The sequence below is a fragment of the Chitinophaga sp. LS1 genome (genome assembly GCF_034274695.1).
Classification (GTDB): domain Bacteria; phylum Bacteroidota; class Bacteroidia; order Chitinophagales; family Chitinophagaceae; genus Chitinophaga.
The window spans coordinates 66367-92198 of record NZ_CP128362.1; the positions used below are offsets into that span (position 1 = coordinate 66367).

Genomic DNA, 25832 nt, shown 5'->3' on the forward strand with positions numbered 1-25832 from the left:
TGCTGATAGTTCCAGTCCATTGCCTTCTTTTTCTATAAATTCCCAGGCGGCAAGTTCTGCCAGGGTCTTTGATTTTTGATAGGCGGGTGCTTTGCCTCTATACCGCCTTCTTTGAGCATAGCTCTTACCTCTGCATCCCGGTTTAGAGAACGGAGCGTAGCCCGTACACGATAGCCTGCCTGTAATAAATGTAATATACAATGAACGGCAATAAAACCTGCGCCGCCAGTCACCAGGACTGTTTTATCGATATTTGCATTCATCTCAATAATTTGATGATTCAAATTTCGGTGTAAAACAGATTATGGGGTTTGTTGAAAAGGCGTATTTGGTTTGTTGAAAAGTCAGGCATTTTAAAGCAGGCGTTTTAAAACCCTCCCAGTCTCATCTGCTGAATCCCTTCTTCAGTTGAAGGAATTAATTTTTCTCTTACATTATTCGCCGCATCTGCCTGTACTTCTTCTATTAATGGACGTAGGTTCCTATTATAATCCTGAAATGCCAATTCGTAATCCCCATCATGTACTTGCAGCGCATCTGCCAGTGCAGCGGCACCATCCATTGCCAATGAGCCACCTCTACCTGCAGCTGGCGAAGCACAATAAGCCGCATCACCCACTAAAGCAACCCTGCCTTTTGTCCAGGACGGCATTTTGATCTGACAAAATTTATCGAAGTAGAAGTTTTCTGCATCGGCAACTTCTTTTAATAATCCGGTAGTTCTCCACCCCTGTTCTTCAAACTGCTCCAATATGATCTTTCTTTGTTGCCCTACATCGCGATAATCGTATGGTATTTCCTCTTCTGAAAGAAAGCAAAATACAATATCGGTTTTATGCTTGTATGCATTCAACATATACACCTTGCCAGGAACATTATAGAATTGAATGGTATTTTGCGCTACCAACAATTTTTCTACAATGGAGATAGAAAAATATGCGCCGAGAAAATGTGAGAATTCACTTTCATCACCAAACCAGATTTTCCTTACACCTGAATGCGTGCCATCACAACCAAATACAAGGTCAAATGCTTTTTCCGAACCATCTTTAAAAGTAGCCATTATATTATCCGCGGTTTCATCTAATGCGGTAATGCTGTTATTAAAAACAAATGCTACTTCACCTTTTAATTGCGCTAATAAAATTCGTACTAATTCACTTCTTTCAATTTCGATCTCCTCCCCCTTCCGCTCTACCGCTATTGAGCCGACTGTGGCATCATTCGTATCTTTGAATACGATGGTTTCCAGGTTCAATGCACCTGACTTCAACTGCTCATAGATCCCCATCCGCTTCACCACATCAATTGTGGAGCCTTGCAGGTCTACTGCCGTACCTCCCATTCTGGGTGCCGGAGCAACTTCTACTACCGTTACTTTGTAACCTGATCTATTCATCCAATAAGCTATTGAAAGCCCAGCTATGCTTGCGCCCGAGACGAGTACTTCTTTTTTCAATTTATTCCGTTTTTGTTGGTACAAAGTAACTGCACCTTATGCAGGAAAATAAGGTCTGGAAAAAGTAACTATTGGACTAATCGAGGTTTTTGTTCCTGAAAGCTAAAGGCGTTTTTCCGACCACTTTGGTAAATAATCTTGAAAAATAGGGATAATCATCATAGCCTAATTCTGTGGCTATCTCTTTTACGGTCTTATCAGAATGCATGAGCAAACGCTTTGCTTCTAATATGACACGTTGCTGTATAAGATTGGAAACGGAATAGCCTGTTGTGTTTTTGACACATTCATTCAGGTAAGGGATAGATATATTTAGTTGCAGTGCATAGTCTGCCGGCCGTTTGGCTGTGGTATAATTACGTTCTAATATTTTTTTGAAGCTTTTGGTGACGGTTTCAAATCGCGACAGTTTTTGTGTGGATGGTGTTTGCGCCAGGTATTCCGCAATCACTAATGCGACCAATGCATTGCAACTATCTTTCAGTAGCGGGTGATATAGCCTGTCGTTCTGACGTTCAAAAAAACGGATACTGAGGGATACCGCATCCGTAATAAGGGAGAATGTTTCTTTCTTTAATAAGAGGGGTTTTGCCGGTGTGATCTCTTCTAATAATTGCAGGTATTCAGGATGCAGGTTTTCATTATTGAGCGACCAGACACTAACAGTTACATTTTTAAAGGATAATATGCGATGTACCTGATTAGGATGCATATAAAGGATTTGCAATGGCCTGATGTTATATTGCTGAAAATCTATCTCCACCGTAACACTGCCTTTTTCAAGCAGAAAAAACGAATGTCCATCCTCTCTGTGTGACCTTCCAGCCTCTTCCTTTTCCGGAGTACTTAACTCTTTCACAGCAAGTCTTTCAACAGCTATGCCTGAACCAAACTGGTTCGCCATCGGATTGACCGGAATGGATTTTCTTTTTTTCACATTACAAATATAATTTTTTGGCTACAAAGTGCCTCGATAGGGCTACAAGCCGAAAGCAGTATGTGCCGATCTTTGAGCAACAATTAAAACATAAATATTATGTCAGGTAAAATATGGTTTATTACAGGAACCTCAAGAGGGTTTGGACGGGTTTGGACAGAAGCTGCACTTGAGCGGGGCGATAAGGTAGTGGCTACTGCTCGCAAGCTGACCAGCATTGACGACTTTAACACTAAGTATGGTGAAAATGTGCTGACACTGGAAATGGATGTGACGAACGAGGAACAGGTGAAAGCGGCTGTGGCAAAAGCGCATGCCCACTTTGGCAAATTGGATATCGTACTGAATAATGCAGGTTATTCTCTTGTGAGCACCATTGAAGAAGCTAGTGCTGATGATGTAAGGGCACTGTACGAAACGAATGTATTAGGTCCTCTTGCTGTGATTAAGGCAGCGTTGCCTTTTCTGAGAAAACAAGGTAGCGGTCATATTATTGGCGTATCCAGTAACCTGGGACATATTGTATTGCCTGTGATCGGATACTATTGTTCTTCCAAATGGGCATTTGAAGCGATTCACGAAAGCCTGGCAGCAGAGGTGAAACCTTTCGGTATTAAAGTGACGATCATCGAACCAGGGGCCTATGCTACAGAATTCGGGACACAGGAATCGCTGAAGTTCGCTGCAGGGCTTGACATTTATGCAGATTTCAAACAGCAGTTTTTTGCACGGCTCACTTCGTTTGAAAGAGGCAATCCAGCTGCTACACCGTCTTCCCTCTTTAAAATGGTAGATGCAGACAATCCACCATTGCGCTTTAATTTGGGTAGTCATAACCTGGAAGGTCTGCGCGCAGCGTATGCTGAGCGTATAGCAACCTGGGAAGCCTGGGACGATGTTTCCCGTGCCGCACAGGGAGAATCAAAATAATATAATTGAGAATGATAACCGATCTTTATACCGGTTATCATTCTTTAATGTGTAGAAACATGAAAAAAGAAGAAAATCTTCCTTATAAAATGGGATCTCTTTCTGAGATGCATCGCATGTTAGGGTTACCGAATCCGAAGCACCCGCTGGTGAGTTTGCTCAATGGACCGACTACCCAAATAGAAAATATGCCGGCGGGACCTCATGTGCTCACGTACTATAAAATATCCTATAAACCGAAGTTTAGCGGAAAAATACGGTACGGTCAGAGCTACTATGATTTTGATGAGGGTGGTTTGCTATTCGCATCTCCGGGTCAGATCATCGGAGAAAATTCCAACCATCCTGCAATCTGTTCTGAGTATGTGTTGCTGATACATCCGGACTTTCTCCTGAATTACCCTATTGCCAAAAAGATCAGGCAGTATGGGTATTTTTCTTATTCCACCAATGAGGCACTGCATCTTTCAGAAGAGGAAAAGAATACCATCATTTCCATCTTCCAGATGATTGATACGGAACTCAATAGCCGGATCGATGATTTTAGCCAGGATGTGATCATCTCTCATATTGAGTTATTGCTGAACTACGCTAACCGGTTTTATAAGCGCCAGTTTTTGACGCGCAAAGTCATGCACTACGATCTGTTGCAACGCGTGGAAGACTTCTTTGATGATTATTTTAAACATGATTATCCATCATCCAAAGGATTGCCTTCTGTTCAATACCTGGCAGAACAACTGAACCTTTCCCCTAGTTACCTGAGCGATATGCTTCGGTCACTCACTGGCCAGAATGCGCAGCAGCTAATACAGGCACGGCTATTTGAAAAAGCAAAGGAGTTGTTGTCCACCACTACCCTATCGGCGTCTGAAATAGCTTTCCAGCTTGGGTTTGAGCACTCACAATCTTTCAGTAAATTCTTTAAAGTAAAGGCAAAAGTGTCTCCTTTGCAGTTCAGACAATCATTTAATTAGCCTGTTTTTTTTAAAATATTTGGCAGAGATATTTATTTTCTTAAATTTGCACCCTCATTGCGAGGTAGAGCAGAGGTAGCTCGTCGGGCTCATAACCCGAAGGTCAGTGGTTCGAATCCGCTCCTCGCTACAAAGTAAGTCCCGGTTATGCCGGGATTTTTTTATTTTATGCTTCTGAGTAGCGATTCTATTTCCAATTCTCCCGCTACTGTTTGAGCGCCATTTTCCATCGCCTTTTTCATGATCTCTGCGGTTCGCGGTGTAAATGCCAATGCAGCCCATCCATCATTCTCTGCTTTAAAGCCTGCTGCCAATACTTTCTTTGTTGTAGAAATGATTCCTTCTTCCAAGGCAGCCATGTTTTGTGCCAGCTGGTCTACGAATGCGTCAATTTCGGCATCTGGAAGGGCACGGTTGATCCAACCATAATGCGCAGCGGTAGCAGCGTCAAAAAGATCAGCCCCTAACATAATTTCCAATGCACGGCCACGGGTCATTTTTGCAGGAAGGTATTGGGTAGCGCCACCACCGGGGATGATGCCCATCAATGCTTCGCATTGTGCGAGCTTTCCTTTTTCTAAAGAAGCAAAACTCATATCTGCGGCGGTGACAAATTCTGCGCCACCACCACGGGCAATGCCTTTTAGTTTTACGATAGTAACCTGCGGTAAGTTTCTCAGCATTTCGCCAACTGCCTGAAATATATTTAAACCTTCGGGCGCCGTTAGCTGTAATTCATTCAATACCTCCTGTTCATCGAGAATATTGATATCTACGTGGGCAATGAAGAAATCGGGGTTCGCACTGTCAAAGACAATTACCTTTACATCATTGGATAATCCATGGAGGACTTCCTTTAATGATTTCATCAATGACCCACTCAGTACATTCACAGGTGGATTATTGAAAGTAATATTAGCAACTCCGTTTTCTATGTGTAGATGTAATAACTTTGTTGTCATTTCAGAAAAGTTTTAGCAAATGTAATTGCAGTATTGACTGAGATTAAAACTGCTATTGTAAACTATAGCATATGGAAAAGAAAAAACCGTACATCTGTACAATAAAAGATGAGAAAGAAATCAGGTATGCGCAGGATGCACTCTATGTGTTGAGTGGAAAGTGGCGCATGCCTGTTGTATTAGCGTTGCATAATGGTTTGCGCAGGTATAGAGAGATTGCGCAAAGTATTCCGGGAATCACTTTTGCCATGCTGTCAAAAGAATTGCAGATGATGGAATTGAATAACCTGGTTGAAAGAAGGGAAGATCCAGATTTTCCAAGAAACGTAGAATACAGGCTGACCGCCTATTGCGAGTCATTGTACCCGATTGTGGAAAGTTTGATCCATTGGGGAAGAGAACATCGTAAAGTGATTAATACTTCCTCAACTTGTAACTGAGGTTTCCACAAAATGTGACTGGTAACAGTGAGCCATTAAACAAAATACAATTATCTGATTATTATTTATTTGGATAGTTTTCCATCCAATTAAATACCTGTTTGTACCGTGGAATTTCACATGTAATTTATCTAATATGCAAGAGATAGCTTTTGCAACATACCATTGATTATCAAACTTCTTTATTTTTTGCCAGCTCATACGGCATACTTATTGGCTAATTCCTCAATGCGTTTTTTTCCCATATATTTCTATTTGTAAATATTAATTAGAACTATGCTACATCAACTTGCAAATATAGCAGACCATGAGCTCATGGCCAGAGCAAGAAAACTGAAAGATGAGGAAGCAGCAGGAATTTTACTTGAGAGATATAGCCATTTACTGGCGGCGGTTTCCTTGCCTTCTTTAAACAATTACGATAATACCCCTGATGAATTTTTCCCTTCTCTTTTAAAACGGCTATTTAAAAGTTTGCATACACAGACGATTCCTAAAATAGGAGAATGGATGCAGTTTTTTATTAAGTCACAGGGAAACAGAGAGGCAAGGAATACTTACTATTTTCCAACTTCTGTATCCAGCGATATTACACGGTTGGAGAATAAAGTAGAGAAGGCAAATACCCATCTGATGCAAAGGAAGGAATTGGCATTGTGTATGAAAACGGCGTTTGATGAGTTGGAATCACCGCATAGGGAGATGTTGAAGGAGTTTTATTTTGATCAGAAAACGTTTGCAGAGATAGCAGCGGAGAGGGAGTATACAATGGATAAGATCAGGAAACTGGTTAGAAAAGCAAAACAGGAATTGGCGTTGATTATATTGGAGAAGTTGGAGTATGCGAAAGTGAGACCGATGGAGTATACGGAGGTAGAAGAGGAAATTGTGGAGCAGCAGGAAGCGGTAAGGATGGTGGATGAGAATGGAAAGATAGAAGTCGTGAATCGGGAGGAGGTGAAAAAGGTAGATGAGCATGAAAAGATGAAAGTAGTGAAGCGGAATAAGAAGGTGAAGATGGTAGCCGGAAATGGAAAGATGGAAGTTATGAAGATCGAAGAAGAAATGAAAGTAGAATACGCGAAACCGGTGAAGAGTGCAAAGCGTGGATATGCGAAAGCCGCCAAGCCAAAACAGGACGTGCAACAGCCATTGACCGTCAAAGAATATGCAACAACTTTAGAACAACCAAAACCTATCAAACAGGAACCAGCTTTAATGCTGATCGTTGAAAATCCCGAAACACAAGACTATGCAAAATTCAGACAACAAGGACAAGATATTAAAGATCTTCAACAGGGTTCGTTGTTTTAGTAAAGACCAGCTTCCCCGCTATGTAGATGGCCGTTTAACCCACATGGAAAAACACCTTCTCGAACAACATCTTGTCAATTGTGAACTATGCAGTAATGCGGTAGAGATTCTCCAAAAACCAAAATACCACGCGCAATACCAGGCTATGAGTCTGAAAGTTCAGGAACTCATTCGCAGTAGTAGTGAAATTGCACCTGTGTTTGAAGTAGAACGTTATCAGAAGAAGATTGAAACGCAGGAAAGATTCCTCACTTATTTTTGGAGTGTAGTGGCAGCAGCGATCGTAACTGGCATTGTTTTTCTGGCTACTCAACAGGTAAAACATGAAAACATTCATCCGGCTATTGCGAAAGCCGAACCTGCGGCAGCTTCAGTTGGAGTAGCGCATACGGATGCCAGCACGTCACTTACTGATGTAGGCACAGCGCATACTGATGTGGTGACCAGTGATGATAATATGACTGCGGCTCCGCCACCGGTTATAGCTGAAACCGAATCTGATCAATCTCTTTATAAAACCGCCATGGCTTATTATTTCAAAGGAAAACTGGATGAAGCCATGCCAATGTTTACAAAATTAACGACAGACACCGCCAGCAATTATGGAGAATTAGCGAGATATCAGCTGGCCATGTGTTTCAAATATAAAAAGCAGAAAGCCCAGGCAAGACAACTATTTAAAGATCTGGTGAAGATGGACGGGCGAATGAAAAAGCGTGCACAGTTGGCATTGAATAACCTGTAAATATATGGAGACTGCCTCAAAAGTAACTTTGACTTTTGAGGCAGTCTCCCCTTTGCATTATCTAAGAAAATACCCCTAACCAAGAAAATCCATTTCTTCTTTTGACAATGAGATGCCTGCGGCAGCAATATTTTCTTCTAAATGCGGGATAGATGTAGTACCGGGTATAGGTAGTATCCATGCTGATTTATGTAATAACCAGGCGATATTCATCTGCGCCACTGTAATACCATGTGCATCTGCCACCTGTTGTAGTTTTTGCTGTTCCCCACCGAGCGATGTTTGTAAGGAGAAAAATGGAATAAAAGGAATTTCCTTTTGCTCACATAACGCCAATACCTCCCCTCCCTGAAAACCAAATGGACTGTTAGGATCAGTGACACGATGTGTATAACTATACAGATTTTCAACTGATGCGATATTCGCTTTGCTGGTAGCAAAATGGAACTGCTCCGGCGTAATGTTCGTCAATCCAAGATGCAGGATCTTCCCTTCTTTTTGCAATGCCAGCATCTCCTCCAACGATTCTTCATAACTTCCCGGCGTACCTGCTGCTTTTCCAAAATGCACGAGCGGTAGCTGTTCCAGTTTTAATTCCTGTAAGTTATTCTCGATGCTCTTCCTCAACTCTGCAGGTTGACTATAAGGTTGCCAGCTTTTATCGCTACCCCTCGTACCACCTACTTTTGTGGCAATGATGATGTCTGAAGCATAAGGGTAGAGTGCATCGGCCAGTAATCTGTTCGTTACACCCGGTCCATAGAAATCTGCGGTGTCGAAAAAATTCACGCCCAATTCTACAGCTCTTCTCAATAATCTGATGGCTTCATTGCGATCTGTTGGTTCTCCCCACACATCCTGCCCGGTCAATCGCATAGTGCCATATCCTGGTCTGCGGGCAGTGAGCGGATATGCTGTATCTTTTCCAAATATTATCATAGTGATTTTCTATATGATGAAGGCGTTTCGCCGGTAAATCGTTTGAAAAACTTTGTGAAGTTGGACACGTCATAATCTAACTTATGCGCGATGTTTTTGATAGATAGGGTTGGGTCTGCCAATAGTTTTATAGCCTCTTCCAGAATACGCTGTTCGTAGAAATAACAGGCATGGTGTCCCGTATGTAGTTTGACTACATTACTGATATGTACCGGGTGCAGACACATGATCCTGGCGATATCCTTTAGCTCATACATCTTCACTGCACGCCCTGCCATGAAATCATCCATATGATCATTCAGGACCTGCATGAATTGTGAGGAGATCTCTTCCTTCCTGCTGATTATGTTATCTGGAATTTGCTTACCCATACTGCAAATATCGAGTATAGGTAAGCAAAAAAATGGTGAAGTGTCAAGTTTTTATTCTCCGCTCTTCAGGCTGGTATAATCATAAAACCAGCTATTGAGGGGTTTGGTCTGGGCAGCGGTATGCATAACAGAAATTGTCAGCACCGCGAGCAGGGCTCCTATACTTTTCATTCGATTTGATTGAGATGATTTGATTGGTGGGAGAGCAAATATAACTATTAGTCCATTAATTTTGTAGATTAAACAAAACATTGTATGTTTGCTATGTTATAAGGCATGTCTCCACCAAAACCTCCCTTATATCAGTATCGAGAATGTTATACTGAGGTAGTTGATTTCTTACTAATTTATTTTTCCGTTTTTTTATTCTGCTAAGCCAGCGCTTTTAGCTATGACTGTGCTATGCCCAACCAATAGTATTGCTTCTATATCAACCTAATAATATAACAATGAAACAGAATCAGTTTATTCATTCCATCCCTATCAGTGTGTCTGGCAATAAGACTAGTTGCTGCTGCTGTTAATAATCCTCTCTTTTATTTCCTGTTAATTCATCATCCGCAGGCCATACGTTCATGGCCGGGGGGAAGTCTTTGTCTATAATCAAAAATGTCATGTATAAAAAGTTAGTTTTACTGGCTTTGCCATTGCTGTACGCAATGCTATCGCCTGCACAGGATAAGCCACTGATTAATTCTTCCGTGAGCGGAACAGTGGTGGATGCCAGAACCAAAGAGCCTTTACCCGGTGCATCTATCAGGATTGAAGGTGTAACCAATCAGACCGTCACTGATGATAAAGGTCATTTTCAATTGATAACCGGACAGAAGTTGCCCTACCATGTTATTGTACGCTTTATTGGGTACGATACTTTAAGAGTTGAATTAACTGCTTCACCTGCGAAAATTGAATTGACACAAACACTGAATCAATTAGAAGGTGTCGTAGTTGTAGGTTATGGTACACAGAAGAAAAGTGATGTTACCGGGTCTATTGCTTCTGTACCTCCTGCTGTGAAAGAACAACCTGTAAACTCCATTGAACGCTTGCTGCAAGGGTCTGTATCAGGGGTGGTGGTCACCCAGACAAACGGACAACCCGGTGGTGGTGTGAGTGTGCAGATACGTGGTAACAACTCTATTTCTGCAGGGAGTGATCCACTCTATGTGATCGATGGTTTTCCTATCAATAACAATTATAGCGTAACGAATGCCGGTGTAACGAATGGTCCTAATATTAATCCATTGTCTACATTGAATACTGCCGATATTGAATCTATCGATGTATTGAAAGATGCTTCCGCTACTGCAATTTATGGTTCAAGAGGTGCGAATGGTGTGGTATTGATCACTACCAGAAAAGGATCAAAGAACAAATCTTCTATTAATTATGATGGTTACTATGGGGTACAAAAAGTAATTAAAACGATTCCTTTACTGAATGCACGTGAATGGTGGGCATTGAGAAAGGATGCGGCTACGAATTCAGGTAAAACTGTAACATTGCCGACTGTAACAGGTTATACACTGGATACTACAGGCGAAGGGACTGACTGGCAGTCGGAAGCTTTTACCACTGCGCCAATGCAGAGTCATAGCCTGTCTATTTTTTCAGGTGGTGAGAAGACACGTTTAGCAATTGCGGGTAACTACCTGAAGCAGGAAGGCATTCTTATTAAAACAGGTTTTGAACGTTTCTCTGCACGTCTGAATGTGGAGCATGATTATAATACAAAACTGAAATTAACATCCAGCATTATTGGTACACATACAAAAGCGAATGTAGCACCTTCCAATATTGTATCCGGATTGCTGTATACGCCACCTTCCTTACCGGTTTATCAGGATAATGGATCTTATGTTATCAACAGTCCTTTTGAAACAGTGTATGCTAATCCAATCAATACATTGAATAACCAGACAAATGAGACGAGTACGAATCGTTTTCTGGGTAATGTGACTGGTGAATACACCATCGCCGAAGGTCTGAAAGCCAAGGTGCTATTGGGTGCAGATGTTATAGACAATAAGCAGAACAGGTACCTGCCTAAATCTACTTATGAAGGATCTTCTTATAATGGCTATGCAGCTGTAGGGTCTCTCTTTACTTCGAACTGGTTAGAGGAAAATACGATCACGTACGACAAGCAATTCAACGACAAGCACAGAATCAGTACAGTAGCAGGTTTCACCGCACAGCAATCACAGTCAAAAGGGGTAACGGCGGCATCTTATGGCTATACCTCTGATGCGCTTTCCTATAATAACCTGGGTAGTGGTACCAGTGCTGCCACACCGGGTTCTTCTGCGCTGAAATGGTCACTGGCCTCTTATCTCGCCAGGGTGAATTATGCTTTTGACGACAGGTTTCTCGTTACCTTTTCATTCAGGGCGGATGGTTCTTCCAAATTTTCTGCCGGCAATAAATGGGGGTACTTCCCATCCGGGGCCATCGGCTGGAATATTTATAAGGAACGATTCTTTGAAAACGTAAAAGGGATCAATGTTTTGAAGCTCCGTCTCAGTGCAGGTTCCACGGGGAACCAAGACATAGATGCTTACCAGTCGCTGGCCAAAATCACTTATTACCCCTATAATTTCTCAGGAACGGCGGTTTCAGGTTATGCCCCAAGTACGGTATCCAATAAGAACCTCACCTGGGAAAAAACTTTCCAGGTCAATGGAGGACTGGATGTAGGATTGCTGAATGGACGGATCTCTATTGTGGCCGATTACTATTATAAGAAGACGACGAATCTGCTGTTGACAGGTACTGTACCAGGTAGTTCAGGATTGGCCGATCTGACGAATAACCAGACTTCTACCACCTATCAGAATATCGGCGCCATCTCCAACAAGGGTTTTGAGCTGAATGTCAACTCCAATAACCTCACTGGTGCTTTCAGGTGGAATACGATCCTGAATTTCTCCAGGAATACAAACAAGATCCTCCAACTAACGGAAGGTGTAAATGAATACATTCCAAGCAGCTCAGCGCCATCTATTGCCAAGATCGGGCATCCTGTGGGTTCCTTTATCGTGTACAAGACAGATGGCATTATTCAGGAAGGTATGACCCCATTAACCCCACAGGCAGATGCAAGTCCGGGTGGTCAACAGTATAAAGATATCAATGGAGATGGCAAGATTACATCTGTAGACCGTGTCATTATTGACAACCAACTTGATTTTACTGCTGGTTTGACAAACTCTTTCAGCTACAAAGGATTTGATTTGAATGTGTTCTTCCAGGCTTCTGTAGGTGGGAAATTATATAATACCAATGAAGCGCAGCTGGAACTGGGAACGGGGTATACCAATGGATCGAAAGTAATGCTGAGAAGATGGACGCCTACTAACACCAATACAGATGTAAAGGAGGCTTATCAGGATCCGGCGATTACGATGTCTGATCGTTTTATTGAAGACGCTACTTATTACAGACTCAAGAATGTTTCGCTGAGTTATTCTTTTCCAGGATCTTTCTTAACAGCAGCAAAATTAAAGGGATTAAGATTGTATATCTCTGCACAGAATCTGGTTACCTGGACGAATTATACAGGCTTTGATCCTGAAGTAAGCAGTAATGGCCAAACCCTTATCAATAAAGGCGTTGACAACAACTCTTATCCAAACAACAAGTCATACCAGGCTGGTATTACCCTCACTCTTTAATTTGATTTTTTATGAAGTTCTATTATATACTTATTGCTATCAGTTTATTGTCTTCATCCTGCAAGAAATTTCTGGAAGAAGATCCGGAATCATTTGTATCGGAAGAACAATATTATAAGACAGAATCAGATGCTGAAACAGCGATCAATGCTGTGTATTACCACCTGAATACGGGCACTGTGCAAAGCCCTTACAACACCTTGTTTAATACAGGTATGAATATGGCGGATGATGATGAAGATCCGGGACCGGGTGCTACCAACTCTGATGTACGTTCACTGGCAGTATTATCTCATTCTACCAGTAATCAACGTATCTATGAGTTATGGCAACAACATTATGCGGGGATCAGAAAAGCGAATGTAGTATTGGCCAAAGTGCCGGATATTACTTTTAGCGATGAGACAAAGAAGGCAAGAATTCTTGGCGAAGCGAAGTTTCTGAGAGCACTTTTTTATTTCAACCTGGTAAGGCTGTTTGGCGATGTGCCGCTGGTAACGACTTATGAGTCTGAAGTACTGGCATCCTCTTATTATACGACAAGAACTTCATCTGATTCTGTATATGCAAAGATTGAAGAAGACCTTACAGCCGCAGCAGCTTCCCTGCCTGTTTCTTATTCTTCTCCGGATGTAGGAAGAGCGACTGCCGGTGCAGCAAAGGCATTGCTGTCCAAAGTATATTTATATGAAGCTTCTCTGCCACTGAATATTACCAGCAAATACCAAAGTGCAGTGACTGAAGCTGAAGAAGTGCTTTCTTCACAGGATGGTGGTACTGGTAGTTATGGTTATGATCTGTTCACCGATTATTCTCATGTCTTTTTACCTGCTTATAAAAATGGAATAGAGCATGTGTTCTCCGCACAGATGCTGGCTAATTCCAATAGCCAGGATAACAATGAAACGCAGAGAACTTTCCCCCCCCCCCCCCCCCCCCCCCCCCCCCTCTCTCTCTCTCTCTCTCTCTCTCTCTCTCTCTCTCTCTCTCTCTCTCTCTCTCTCTCTCTCTCTCTCTCTCTCTCTCTCTCTCTCTCTCTCTCTCTCTCTCTCTCTCTCTCTCTCTCTCTCTCTCTCTCTCTCTCTCTCTCTCTCTCTCTCTCTCTCTCTCTCTCTCTCTCTCTCTCTCTCTCTCTCTCTCTCTCTCTCTCTCTCTCTCTCTCTCTCTCTCTCTCTCTCTCTCTCTCTCTCTCTCTCTCTCTCTCTCTCTCTCTCTCTCTCTCTCTCTCTCTCTCTCTCTCTCTCTCTCTCTCTCTCTCTCTCCATTTATTCTTCTATACCGGGATTGACTGGCAACTATGCACACATGGTGCGCTATTATACAAATGGGAATGACAATTACTATAGTATTTACAAAATATTCAGGGCAGATGATAAGAGAAGAGATGTAACATTTGTACGCAGTTTTACAAGTCCGACTAACAGTAAAAAATATGCGTTGCCATTATCGAACACGGCTGTGCCAAATGACTCCACTCCTTTCTATAATAAATGGTGGGATCCTAATTATGCCAGTGCTGGTGAGTCTTCTACCAATGTGACGATCCTTCGGTATTCAGAAGTTTTATTAATTCATGCGGAAGCGGAAAATGAGTTGAATGGCCCAACTGCCAAGGCCTATAAATCTATCAACAGGGTGAGGGCAAGAGCTGGATTACCTGATCTGGTAACAGGTCTTTCTAAAGATCAGTTCAGAGATTCTGTGTACCTGGAACGTAGGTTAGAGCTGGTGTATGAATACCAGCGATGGTTTGATCTGATCCGTGAGAAGGATGCAGGTGGCAGTGGTATTTTGCTCACCAGTCTGCAAAAAGTGGGAAAAAACAATGTGGCGGCAAAGCACTATTTATATCCTATTCCTCAAACAGAAATCGACAATAATCCTTTACTCACACAGAATCCCGGGTGGTAGTAAAACCCATTCTTTCTAAGTATGAAAAAGAAATTTTTGCTATTCTTCATGGTAGGAGGTTTTTCTTCCTATTTATATGCGCAGGATACTACCTATAAAGGCAAGGTAGGTAAAACCCTTGCGGAATCACAGGAGTGGTGGGCACCTGTTATCAAGGCGCCGGCAGGAGCTCCCAATGTTGTTTTGATCCTTTTGGATGATGTGGGGTTTGGCGCTTCGAGTAGTTTTGGCAGGTTGATTCGTACACCGGTATTGGATCAGTTAGCCAACAACGGGTTGCGGTATACAAATTTCCATACAACTGCTATTTGTGCCCCGACACGTTCTGCGTTGCTCACGGGGAGGAATAGTCATTTTGTACATGAAGGCGGGTTCTCGCACATTGCAATGTCTGCAGGTTTTCCGGGATGGGATGGACGTATCCCTTCTTCTGCAGGTACGATAGCGGAGATATTAAGAGATAATGGGTATAATACTTTTGCAGTAGGTAAGTATGGATTGACACCGGATGAAGATGCAACGGATGCAGGTCCATTTGATCGCTGGCCGGGTGGAAAAGGATTTGAGCATTTCTTTGGATTCCTGGGGTCTTCTACTGATCAGTATAAGCCAGATCTGGTAGAAGATAATGAACATATCAAACCTGATGGCAGACATTTGAATGAGCAGATTACGGACAAGGCGATTGCGTATATTGACAGACAACATAAGGTGGCACCGGATAAACCGTTCTTCCTTTATTATGCACCGGGGGCTACGCATGCACCGCATCAGGTAGATAAATATTGGAGTGATCAGTATAAGGGGCAGTTTGATGAAGGATGGGATGTGTACAGAGAAAAGGTAATAGCACAGCAAAAGAAGCTGGGTGTAATACCTAACTATGCACAGTTGCCGGATAGGAATTCGAGGGTGAAGGCGTGGAATAGTCTTTCTGCGGAGGAGAAGAAATTGTTTGCACGTTTCTTTGAGGTGTATGCGGGATACCTGACTTATACCGATTATCAGATCGGTAGATTAGTGAATTACCTGAGAGAGCAGAATCTGGAACAGAATACAGTGATTTACGTGATCATCGGGGATAATGGTGCGAGTAAGGAAGGGACTGTGGATGGTGTGATTAAACCAGGGTTGAATAGTACGAATCAATCTTCTGAAGCGGAGTACTTGAAGAAAAACCTAACTTTTATTGATTCTATTGGTACTGCGGGGGCGAATACAAATTATCCGATTGGATGGGCACAGGCAGCGAATACACCTTTTAAAGATTGGAAGCAGGATGCGCATTCGGAGGGTGGTACGCATAATCCGTTGATCATTTATTATCCGAAAGGGATTCAGCAGAAAGGTGGGATCCGTGAGCAGTATGGACATGTAATAGATATACTGCCTACTACGCTGGAATTGGTAGGGTTGCAGAAACCGGCGTATATCAGGAGTGTGAAGCAGGATTCTATACAGGGTACGTCATTAGCTTATTCTATTAATGATGCGAAGGCGAAGTCAAGACATCTGATACAGCATTATTATATTTTTGGTGCGAGGGCGTTGTATTTTGATGGGTGGAAGATTAGTGCGGCGCATAGACCAGATGGGATAGATTATAATTTTTCGGAGGGGAAGAAGTTGGAGAAGACAAGGTTTGAAGATGATACGTGGGCATTGTATAATTTGAACGAGGATTTTAATGAGCGGGTGGATTTAGCGAAGAAGTATCCGGAGAAGTTGGAAGAGTTGAAGAAGTTGTTTGAGATACAGGCGACGGTGAATAGGTTGTATCCGTTTATTGATACGTATGACAGGAATAATAAGTTGATACATCATCCGAATGGAAGTGATCAGCAGGGACCGATAAAATAAAAGTATCCGCAGTGCGGAGATAATTTTAATAAAGCTGAAAAGCCCGCGGAGTTCCGCGGGCTTTTCCTATTTTTGACCCTATGTCACAGGAATTAGATAAGCGACCAGGGGAACTCAGTATCAAAAAGTCCAGTCTTAGCAAAGAGCAAAAGACTTTTAATAAACTGATTCAACAAATTGCCACACTCCGGCAGGAGTTGGCGGAATTGACGGCAGTACTGGATAAGCAACGCCAGCATTATATCAAATTTATCTATCCCTTCATTCAGCAGCTGACTGATTTGCGGGGGCAACTGGCTGTGTTGATGAATGGGTTTATGACTATCTCCAAAGGCTTGTCTGACCATGAAAAAGAAGACCTGCGGTTGTTGATCCTTCAGTTATTAAACGATATCTTCAGGTATCAGCAGGCGGATCCGGAGGGGGAATTGCTGGATATATTCAATGCCTTGTCTGAGACCTCCTACCATGATATCAATGAAGCGTATCTGACTAAGCTGAGAGCGGCGGCGGCTAGTGATGAGACTTTGCCTGCACCGGTTAGTACGACAAAACGCGAACGTTATAAAGAAGAGAAGGAACGGCTGCTGGATGCACTGCGCAGAAAGAATATTCAACAATTGTACAGACAACTGGCTAAGTTTTTCCATCCGGATCTGGAACAGGATCCAACAAAGATACAATTGAAGGAGGAGCTGATGAAACAGCTGGTGATAGCGAAAGAGCAAGAGGATCTGTTGAGCATGTTACAACTGGAAATTCAGTGGATTGAGCAGGAAGACAGGCATCCTGAGTCGCTGACGAATGATAAGTTACACCTGTATAATACTACATTGAAAGAACAGGTGAAAGATTTGCAGGAGCAAATCAATTCGCTTTTCAATCATCCTAAATATGAGTTTCTGCAGGGGTTTGCAAAGACACCGCAAAGTGCGAGGTTCATTGATTGGAAGAGTGAGAAGAATAACCTGGATCATCTGCTATATGGGTTTAGAGATATTATCAGCGGATTATCGCAGGATACGAAGAGTGCATTGAAGGTGTTGAAAAGTGTTTTAAAGCATAATGTATAATACCTGATGAAGTATTTATTTTTTATCCTTATTACCTGTTTGTTATTTTCCTGCCATCAAAAAAAGGATCCGGAGATGGATTCGCAGGCTGGTTATTTTAATGCTGTTGCTAAGAATGATATTTCATTGCCGCCACCTGCGTATGGAGATTGGTTATATAAGCATAAAGAAAAGGGACAAAATCTGGCAGCTTATCAGGCCACTAAACCGGTAACAGATAAGAAGGTGATTTATCTTTTGCCAATGGGGGATTTTACTGCTATGCAGGAAAAAGTGTTGCAGGAGACGAGGAATTACATGGAGATTTTCTTTCAGCTGAAAGCAGTATTGTTGGAGCCAATATCTGATAGTGGCATTGCTTCAAGGAAGTTCGAGGGGCATGTGCAGTTATTAGCTCCTTATATATTGGATAGTGTGTTGATTAGCCGGAAACCGAAAGACGGACTTGCGATGATGGCGATCAGCGCAAGGGATTTATATCCGCAAGCGGACTGGAATTATGTGTTTGGACTGGGATCTTATAGCAGAAGGGTAGGTGTGACATCTATATACAGGTTACAGGATACAAGTTTTTTAAGGAGATTGGTGAATATTTCTTCACATGAGATCGGACATATGTTGTCGATGAATCATTGTATACATGCAAAGTGTGTGATGAATGGAACGAATGGTTTGTATGAGACGGATAGAACACCGTTAAGGTTGTGTAGTGAATGCCAGCAGAAGTTATATTGGAATTTGAGGTTTGATAATCAGCAACGGTTGAAAGAGTTGATGGCATATTGTAAGGATAAGGGGTTTGAGTGGGATTGGGAGGTGTTTAATAAGGATGGCCAATAAAAATGACTTAACTGCCTGATAGCGATTCAGATCGGGCATCTCATTTATAAAAAAAGAGAAATTAACTGACGGGATCTATTATCAGCTTTACCATACAAATATTCTGTTTCACCCCGATTATAGATATTCTCTCTGGAATTTTTATTTTCTTTACTGATATAATAATTTACTACCATGAGAATGTTCGTAATCGCCCTATTAGTACTCTGCTGTAGCTGCAGAAAATCGACCACTAATCCAGTTACTTACACTGATGATGATCTGACTGGACCAGTATCACGCCCCAGCAGCGGGTATGGTGCAGATGGCAGTTATACGGTGGACAGTGTAAGTTTTGATAGTCCTACTTATACTGGTAAAAAAGTCACCGTATTCTACCCCAAAGAAGCGACGGGGCCTGTCCCTGTTATTTTTTATTCACATCCTTATGGAGGTGAAGAGGTGTCTTATAATATAGGCTTGTACAATTTTATTGCAAAGAAAGGTTATGCAGTGGTGTTTGCACCTTATCCTACCACAGGTGTAACAGTAGATTCAAGGTATAATACTTTGTGGCAGAGTTTTCTGAAAGCAGTGAATGACTATCCAAATATTATTGACACTAAGAAGGTGGGATTTATGGGGCACTCTTTTGGCGGCGGTGCTTCTTATGCATTGGCATATAAAGGATTTGTGGACAATGGATGGGGTGAAAACGGCCGGTTTATTTTTACCATGGCACAGTGGTATTCTTATAATATTACCGATACACAATTGCAAAGTTTTCCTTCCAATACGAAATTGATTTCAGAAGTATATAATGATGATGTGACAAATGATCACAGAATGTCGATAGATATGTTTAAGCATATCAATATTACGGATGCGGAGAAGGATTATATTTTAGTGAAGCAAAGTGTGGTAGATGGATATACTTATACTGCTGCCCATGATTTGCCGAATACAAGAACGGCTTATGATGCCTATGATTATTATGTGGTGTATAGATTGCTGGATGCGATGATCGATTATAGCTTTAATGGAAATGCGAATGCGAAAAATACGGCATTAGGCAATGGATCATCTGCACAGGTAAGTCTGCCACAGGGTATGACGGCACTGGAAGAAACGGATAATCCTGTAGCCGCGTTTACGCAGAGTAAATATTTATTTCCGTGTGGATCCAGCGATAATCCAAGGATTGCAAATTGTGAATAAAAAACAAATTCCTGTTGCTGCCTTCAGCAGCAACAGGAAACAAATACCTGCGGTGGGCTTTCTTAATGCAATAATCTGATCATGACTTCCGCCGCTACCCGGCCTTTCATCTTTAGTTGATCTCTGCTGGTGTTATCCCCCACTTCATACGTCAATGCTTCTGCCCCCAACTCGCGGGAGAGCCAGCTTTTGGAGACGTTCCCCCCATTACCACTAGGCTTTACCCTGGCTTTGAACCCGGGTATCGCCTGCTGGAATTCCTTTAACCACTGAAGGGTAAACCCCGGCCTGTTCGTATGCACTGAATCTTCATTGATATAAAATACATCCCTGTAAGTAGAATGAAAGTCAAGACCGAAATACACCTTCGCCTCCTGTGCAGCAATGGTCTTTTTCAGGTAGTCTTTTACTGCTTTCGTTTCAGGTTGTTTGAATTCATCCCAGTCACGATTCAGGTCTACACCACCAAGGTTATGCCTCCAGTCTCCTTCGTCCACACCATCCGGATTTAACATAGGCATGATCAGGATCTCATATTGCTGACGAAAGCGAATCGCTTCCGGCGTATTGGCAGTTACCACCCGAACGAATTCCTGCATAGCAAAATAACCTGTTACCTCCGGTGGATGCTGACGGCTTAATACAACAATGAGTTTTTTGCCATCACTCCCTGTTGTATGCAGGGCAACAATTGGCTTGTGCAAAATGCTGTAGCCAATAGTTTCGTGTTGCACATTGGGCAGACTATCTATCCAGTTGTACACCGCAACAGAAGGAATCACTTCCTGTGCCGCCACTATGAGTGAATCAGGAGATGTCAATAAGGTGAACCATGCTTTTGTACTGTCTGCCGAAAGACGCACCTGTGTCGTATCTGTCCATTGCCGGCCATCGTTGCTGATTTTAGGATCATAGCGATGTTGCTCCCTGTCATAATCTAAGCAGAGATGTATGCGCCCGGGCCGATCTGTCCATACACTGAATGCATACCAGGGACTTGGATTGATGGGTGCATTTTCAGGAAGAATGGTAATCTTAAAAGTACTATCATCTACCTGCCTGATGTCATTCGCCCGGGCACCAGGAAAACGGTTGCTGAAGTGTACGCCTCCTTTAAAATCATACTCCTTTCTCACCTGCATCTTTACCTTCACGGAGGAGGAGGATGTTACCTGCTGTGTACCTTTACAGGCACACAACAGGAATAGCATATAAAATAGTCTTTTCATCTTCTTTACAACGGGTTTTGCTCCATCAATGAATTCGCATTCATTTCATCATCAGGTATCAGGAACTGCCAGCGTTTGTCACCTGCATCGACTGACAATATATTGGCCAGTGCAGACGTATGATTACTGTTCGTTCTGTCCAGCGCACTATTCGTACGCTTCAGATCCAGGAACCGGAAACCCTCTGCCCACAATTCTACCCTGCGCTGTACCATGATCTCATTTAATAATGCAGTACCTGTACTGGTAGTTAACTGGTATTGCGGATCCCTGTTTACAGCTAAGGTATACAATGCTTCCGCAGCTTCCGCATCATGACCACCTTCTCTCGCCAATGCCTCTGCTGCTATCAGGTACATCTCTGCTGCACGCATGTAAGGAATGGCACCTGCTGTAGAGTTGATATCGGCTACGAGATATTTACGATGCATATATGCTTTGCGAACCCCATTGTTCACAATAGGAAAAGCAGTATTCTTACCTGTAGAATCCCAGAGTCCTTTACGAACATCGGTGGCTGTGATCTTTGCATATAACAGTTTATTGATGGCTTTCGGATTGTTTTTGGTGTGTGATGAGCTGTAAAAGTTAGCCGACATATAAGTATAAAATGTGCCATAAGTATACAACTGATCTGCCAGCTGATTGATACCCCACATCCATTCATTGTTAGAGATATCGGTGAAGCCTGCCATGTATACGGTATTCGTCATCAGCGGAAAGCCATTCAGTGCTTTCATCGCATAACTGGCCGCTGTTGCATAGTCCTGCATGGTGAGCGCCACTCTTGCTTTTAGACCTTCGGCTACATTCAGATTAAAGTGTGTTTTTGCCGTACGTGCCGCTGCATCGCCGAATAAGGTGATAGCTGCATCCAGGTCGGCATTGATCTGTGTATACACTTCTTCTACAGTGTTACGTGCATGTGCATCTGTGTTACTCGTGGCCATGATGGGTACGCCTAACTGTGTATTTTCCTTACCTGCATCATACCGCTCGCCGAATAACTGCACCAGGTAAAAATGTCCCCATGCACGAAGGCTCAGGGCTTCAGCCTTAATACGGTTCTTTTCGCTCGTCTCCCCTTCTACTGCATCGATGTTGTTGATGATACTGTTTGCATTAGAGATGATGATATAATAAAAGCGATAGGCAAAGTATGTCAATGCACTGGAGGCATCGCGATGACTGTTCCACTTATACGCTTCCCTGAAATAAGAGGTACCTGCTGCCGTATGCACCACATCGTCTCCCATCCAGTCTATATTGATCATCATGGCGCCCTGCCCGTCTTCTGACTGGCCGGCGTATTGTATATACAGTGCACGATATATTCCATTCAAGGCCTCTTCTGCATTGCTGATATTACTGAATACCACCTGATCAGAGATGGCATCTGTTGGAGAGGTATTCAACTCTTTCTTACAGGAAAAAAGCGTGATGGCTGCTATTATGAAGATGTACTTTTTCATGTGCCGGAAAAATTAGAGTGAAAAATTAGCACCGATTGAAATGATGCGTGCCGGTGAATAAGTAGAGGTAGATGAGATCACACCTGTAAACGCCTTCGATGGATCCATCCCTTTCATGGAAGTGAGCATAAACAGGTTCTCGCCTGACACATAGAACTGTGCACTGCGCACGCCAATTCTTGACAGCAACTGCTTTGGCACCATATACCCAAGCGTAGCTGATTTTAAGCTCAGGTAAGATCCACTCATCAGCCAGCGATCACTGTTCGATGCATTGAACGCACTGCTCTGACTATTGTCCATACGCGGTACATCAGTGATATCTCCTTCTTTCTGCCAGCGTTTCAACTGATCTTTGTGTAGTGCATAACCGTAAGTGGTGCCAGAACCCATGAGCGTAGCGTATTCTCCATTATATACTTTTCCACCCAGCTGATATATAAAGGTGAATTGCAGGCTGAAATTTTTATATTTAAATGTATTGGTGATGCTACCATAGATGTCAGGAATTGCACTGCCGGCGTAATGATAACGGGCATTGTTCTGATCTGTAGTCACCGTATCTCCTTTGTCATTGACAAAAGTGGTCGTTGCATCATCAAATGCATCCGCTTTGTAAAGGGTGGCGCCGTTTGCAGGATTTACACCATACCAGTCACGCAGCCAGAAGTCATAGAGAGAATGACCCACCTTACGCTTTTTGCTGTCTGTGATAATTTCTTCCTGTGGCAGCTTTGTGATTTTGTTTTTGAAAGTGGTTGCATTGATACCCAGGTTCCAGCTAAAGTCTTTGTGACGGATCACATCGCCGGCCAACTGGATCTCTATCCCCCTGTTGTACATGCTACCAATGTTCTTTGCCTGTGTTTCCACACCGGAGGTAACAGGTAAGGGTACATCAAAGAGGAGATTGCTGGAACCACGGTTGAATACTTCGAACGTACCGGAGAGTCTGTTTTTAAAGAATGCAAAATCAATCGCCGCATCCAGGCTATTGCTGGACTCCCACTTCAGGTCAGGGCTGGCAATAGTAGATTGTAGCAAACCCGGTTCTGATCCATTGTTATACCCTACGGAATACAATGCCTGATACAGGTAGTAACCTGACAAATCATCTGAGCCCACCTGTCCATAAGAAGCTCTTAATTTCAGCTGATCTACCCAGTCTGCTTTGAAGAAATGCTCTTTATTGATTTCCCATCCTGCACTCAATGACCAGAAATTTCCCCAGCGGTTTTCCGGAGAGAACTTGGATGATCCATCTCTGCGAAAGGACGCTGCCATCAGGTATCTGTCAGCATACGCATATTCTACACGGGAGAATAAGCCTTCCGTACGATAAGTATTGGTATATGAACTCAGATCGGCCAGCGTCGCAAAATTGTCTAATTCAGTAGAGCCTTCTACGATCTGACTGGTTCTTTGTCCATACAGGTAATTGTATTCGTAGCGGTAATTTTCATGACCTAACAATACTTTAATACCATGCTGTCCTAATTCTTTGGAGTAGTTCAATAACTGGTTAAAGTTAGTGGTCGTCGTGATTGAATTAGTACGATATGAACGACCGGAACCCACAGCATCGCCAATCTCCGCATTGTCATAGACAGAGGATAGGTAGTTGTTCACAGCACTGCTAAAGTTGGTGGACAACTTGAAATCTTTCAGAATAGTAATTTCAGCAAAGGTATTGCCTGTGAGCATATTCCTTTTCAGACGGTTCTGATTCAACACTGTTTCTGCCAATACATTTCTGCCAGTAAATACGGGACGCGCAGAACCCGCATCCCATACTTTCTGACCGGTAGCATCTTTTACATATGCACCATCTTCGTCGTGTTCGTATACAGGATAAATAGGGCCCATTCTCAGGGCGATATAAAATGGATTTTCGTTGAGACCACTCCCGGTATTTGCCTGATCGGATGATACCATTGTACCTGCCAGGTTCACACCGGTGCGGAACCATTTATTCGGAGTAGCAGTCGCATTTACACGGGCAGAAGCTCTTTCAAAGTTAGAGCGGATGGAGAAACCATCATCTTTCAGATAGCCTACAGACATGTAATAAGTGCCTTTGTCACTACCGCCGCTTACATTGAGGTTGTATTCACTACGTTCTCCATTTCGTTCCAGCGCGCGTTTCCAGTTGCCATAATCTACATCGTCTGCATATAGTAATTTTGCATCCGGGTTCAGTGTACCATCAGTGAGTACGATCAGATCGTCGGCTACATTGAAGGGATTATAACCCAATGCGGATTTGATATTGGCAGAAGCAGCGGTGCTGGCATCTGTTATACTGGAACCACTGGAATACACGAGGCTGTTGCGATAGGCTTCCCATTCCAGTGGATAATAATCTTTCGATGTCACTCTATCATAATCAGGAAAAGCTTTGGCGCTAAAACCATGTGATACATTGGCGTTCACCTGCATACTATTCTTCTTCCCTTTTTTAGTGGTGATGAGGATCACACCATTGGCGGCGCGGGCTCCATACAAGGCTGCAGAAGAAGCATCTTTCAGGATAGAGATACTCTCGATATCTGTAGGATTGATGCTGCTCAGTGCATTGTCATAAGGCGCACCATCTACTACATACAATGGCGCATTACCGGCATTTACAGAGCCAAAACCACGGATACGGATATCTGGTCCATCTCCAGGTTGACCACCGCCAATCGTTGTTTGTATACCCGGTGCTGCACCGGTAAGGGCGCTGGTCAGGTTGGTCACAGGTCTGTCTTCAATTTCATTCGCTTTGACCTGTACCACAGCATTGGTCAGGTTTTTATTTTTCGAAGTACCATAGGCAATGACTACTTCTTCCAGTTGTTTTGTCTCTGGCTGTAGCGTTACATCCAGTGTGACTTTGCCGGCAATGGACATTTCTTTTCGTCCATAGCCGACAAATGAAAAGATCAATACGGCATGTTCATCATTGACAGTGAGGGAATAATTTCCCCTCGCATCTGTCATGGTGTGTACACTGGTATTACCTTTCACACTGATGGTGACATTCTGTAGTGGTACGCCACCTTCGTCCGTCACCTGTCCCTTGATGGTGAACTGGTCGGGAGTGGCCATCATCCATTCCTTTTTGTCATGTTCCTTCGATTTGATGAGGATCATTTTGTCGACAATATCATAGGATAATGGCTGGTTGTTAAAACAAAGTTTTAATACGTCCTCGATGCTGGATGTATTCGTGTTACAGGTCACGGGTTTTGACTCTTTCATGAGTTCTGCGGTGTAAAGAAAATGGTAACCACTTTGTCTGGTTAGTTCTTTCAATACTTTTTCGAGTGGCGCATCCTTTACTGACAGCACAATCCTTTGTTGCGGTGATGCCATGATCGGGATTTGCAGGAGGATACATACTAGCAGCAGCAGACAGCTACTGGTAATTCTTCTAAATGCCATAGCGATGATCATTTGGTTGATAAAAATGCAATGTCCTTTAGCACGCCGGCGTGCTATTACAGCTGATTAAAAATTG

Annotated in this window: 21 protein-coding genes and 1 tRNA gene; 13 read left to right on the forward strand and 9 right to left on the reverse strand. The window is 42.9% G+C overall.

The features are described from left to right. Positions 1 to 32 precede the first annotated feature (32 nt). From QQL36_RS00305 to QQL36_RS00315, 3 genes are all read right to left on the reverse strand, one after another. On the reverse strand, positions 33 to 263 hold the full coding sequence (locus QQL36_RS00305; protein WP_321568536.1) for a hypothetical protein: 231 nt from the start codon (positions 261 to 263) through the stop codon (positions 33 to 35). A gap of 104 nt (positions 264 to 367) precedes the next feature. After that, positions 368 to 1483, reverse strand: coding sequence for an FAD-dependent monooxygenase (locus QQL36_RS00310; protein WP_321568537.1), 1116 nt, complete (start codon positions 1481 to 1483; stop codon positions 368 to 370). Positions 1484 to 1535: 52 nt separating this feature from the next. Continuing rightward, positions 1536 to 2396 carry a helix-turn-helix domain-containing protein gene (locus QQL36_RS00315; RefSeq protein ID WP_235643912.1) on the reverse strand — a complete coding sequence of 287 codons (861 nt, stop codon included), beginning with the start codon at positions 2394 to 2396 and terminating at the stop codon, positions 1536 to 1538. 99 nt (positions 2397 to 2495) lie between these two features. On the opposite strand from QQL36_RS00315, the gene QQL36_RS00320 reads away from it, so the two are divergent. From QQL36_RS00320 to QQL36_RS00330, 3 genes are all read left to right on the forward strand, one after another. After that, positions 2496 to 3326 carry an SDR family NAD(P)-dependent oxidoreductase gene (locus tag QQL36_RS00320; protein ID WP_321568538.1) on the forward strand — a complete coding sequence of 277 codons (831 nt, stop codon included), beginning with the start codon at positions 2496 to 2498 and terminating at the stop codon, positions 3324 to 3326. Between the two features lie 59 nt (positions 3327 to 3385). Next, complete coding sequence (locus QQL36_RS00325) at positions 3386 to 4303, forward strand: helix-turn-helix domain-containing protein (RefSeq protein WP_083725262.1); 918 nt, start codon at positions 3386 to 3388, stop codon at positions 4301 to 4303. 58 nt (positions 4304 to 4361) lie between these two features. Then, positions 4362 to 4433 (forward strand) — tRNA-Met (locus QQL36_RS00330). Between the two features lie 31 nt (positions 4434 to 4464). Here QQL36_RS00330 and QQL36_RS00335 read toward each other — a convergent pair. Beyond that, positions 4465 to 5265 (reverse strand): enoyl-CoA hydratase/isomerase family protein, encoded by an 801-nt coding sequence (locus tag QQL36_RS00335; RefSeq protein ID WP_083725259.1) that lies wholly within the window; start codon positions 5263 to 5265, stop codon positions 4465 to 4467. Positions 5266 to 5336: 71 nt separating this feature from the next. Between QQL36_RS00335 and QQL36_RS00340 the strand changes: the two genes are divergently transcribed. From QQL36_RS00340 to QQL36_RS00350, 3 genes are all read left to right on the forward strand, one after another. Then, the gene (locus QQL36_RS00340; RefSeq protein WP_083725257.1) at positions 5337 to 5705 is read left to right on the forward strand and encodes a winged helix-turn-helix transcriptional regulator; all 369 of its coding nucleotides are present in this window, start codon (positions 5337 to 5339) and stop codon (positions 5703 to 5705) included. A gap of 276 nt (positions 5706 to 5981) precedes the next feature. Next, the gene (locus tag QQL36_RS00345; RefSeq protein ID WP_321568539.1) at positions 5982 to 7019 is read left to right on the forward strand and encodes a hypothetical protein; all 1038 of its coding nucleotides are present in this window, start codon (positions 5982 to 5984) and stop codon (positions 7017 to 7019) included. Then, positions 6958 to 7764, forward strand: coding sequence for a tetratricopeptide repeat protein (locus QQL36_RS00350; RefSeq protein ID WP_321568540.1), 807 nt, complete (start codon positions 6958 to 6960; stop codon positions 7762 to 7764). The genes QQL36_RS00345 and QQL36_RS00350 overlap by 62 nt, the downstream gene beginning before the upstream one ends. A gap of 75 nt (positions 7765 to 7839) precedes the next feature. Here QQL36_RS00350 and QQL36_RS00355 read toward each other — a convergent pair whose 3' ends face one another. Continuing rightward, complete coding sequence (locus QQL36_RS00355) at positions 7840 to 8703, reverse strand: aldo/keto reductase (RefSeq protein ID WP_321568541.1); 864 nt, start codon at positions 8701 to 8703, stop codon at positions 7840 to 7842. Further along, the gene (locus QQL36_RS00360) at positions 8700 to 9074 is read right to left on the reverse strand and encodes a helix-turn-helix domain-containing protein (protein ID WP_321568542.1); all 375 of its coding nucleotides are present in this window, start codon (positions 9072 to 9074) and stop codon (positions 8700 to 8702) included. The genes QQL36_RS00355 and QQL36_RS00360 overlap by 4 nt, the downstream gene beginning before the upstream one ends. Before the next feature lie 614 nt (positions 9075 to 9688). Here QQL36_RS00360 and QQL36_RS00365 point away from each other — a divergent pair. From QQL36_RS00365 to QQL36_RS00395, 7 genes are all read left to right on the forward strand, one after another. Beyond that, on the forward strand, positions 9689 to 12748 hold the full coding sequence (locus tag QQL36_RS00365; protein ID WP_321568543.1) for a TonB-dependent receptor: 3060 nt from the start codon (positions 9689 to 9691) through the stop codon (positions 12746 to 12748). Between the two features lie 11 nt (positions 12749 to 12759). Then, complete coding sequence (locus QQL36_RS00370; RefSeq protein WP_321568544.1) at positions 12760 to 14082, forward strand: RagB/SusD family nutrient uptake outer membrane protein; 1323 nt, start codon at positions 12760 to 12762, stop codon at positions 14080 to 14082. Further along, on the forward strand, positions 14054 to 14659 hold the full coding sequence (locus QQL36_RS00375) for a RagB/SusD family nutrient uptake outer membrane protein (protein ID WP_321568545.1): 606 nt from the start codon (positions 14054 to 14056) through the stop codon (positions 14657 to 14659). The genes QQL36_RS00370 and QQL36_RS00375 overlap by 29 nt, the downstream gene beginning before the upstream one ends. 21 nt (positions 14660 to 14680) lie before the next feature. Next, a complete protein-coding gene (locus QQL36_RS00380; protein ID WP_321568546.1) occupies positions 14681 to 16519 on the forward strand; it encodes an arylsulfatase in 1839 nt (612 codons plus the stop codon). A gap of 80 nt (positions 16520 to 16599) precedes the next feature. Next, positions 16600 to 17592 (forward strand): hypothetical protein, encoded by a 993-nt coding sequence (locus QQL36_RS00385; protein WP_321568547.1) that lies wholly within the window; start codon positions 16600 to 16602, stop codon positions 17590 to 17592. A gap of 6 nt (positions 17593 to 17598) precedes the next feature. Further along, entirely contained in the window at positions 17599 to 18432 is an 834-nt protein-coding gene (locus QQL36_RS00390) for an archaemetzincin (RefSeq protein ID WP_083725239.1), read from the forward strand. Positions 18433 to 18606: 174 nt separating this feature from the next. Continuing rightward, on the forward strand, positions 18607 to 19629 hold the full coding sequence (locus QQL36_RS00395; protein WP_083725237.1) for an alpha/beta hydrolase: 1023 nt from the start codon (positions 18607 to 18609) through the stop codon (positions 19627 to 19629). Between the two features lie 62 nt (positions 19630 to 19691). Here QQL36_RS00395 and QQL36_RS00400 read toward each other — a convergent pair whose 3' ends face one another. Genes QQL36_RS00400 through QQL36_RS00410 form a run of 3 tightly spaced genes read right to left on the reverse strand, consistent with a single transcriptional unit; the run spans position 19692 to position 25756 of the window. Further along, positions 19692 to 20858, reverse strand: coding sequence for a M14 family metallopeptidase (locus QQL36_RS00400; protein ID WP_321568548.1), 1167 nt, complete (start codon positions 20856 to 20858; stop codon positions 19692 to 19694). 5 nt (positions 20859 to 20863) lie between these two features. Continuing rightward, positions 20864 to 22330: a RagB/SusD family nutrient uptake outer membrane protein gene (locus tag QQL36_RS00405; protein ID WP_321568549.1), complete on the reverse strand. Its 1467-nt coding sequence runs from the start codon at positions 22328 to 22330 to the stop codon at positions 20864 to 20866. A gap of 12 nt (positions 22331 to 22342) precedes the next feature. Beyond that, positions 22343 to 25756 (reverse strand): TonB-dependent receptor, encoded by a 3414-nt coding sequence (locus QQL36_RS00410; protein WP_321568550.1) that lies wholly within the window; start codon positions 25754 to 25756, stop codon positions 22343 to 22345. Between the last annotated feature and the right edge of the window lie 76 nt (positions 25757 to 25832).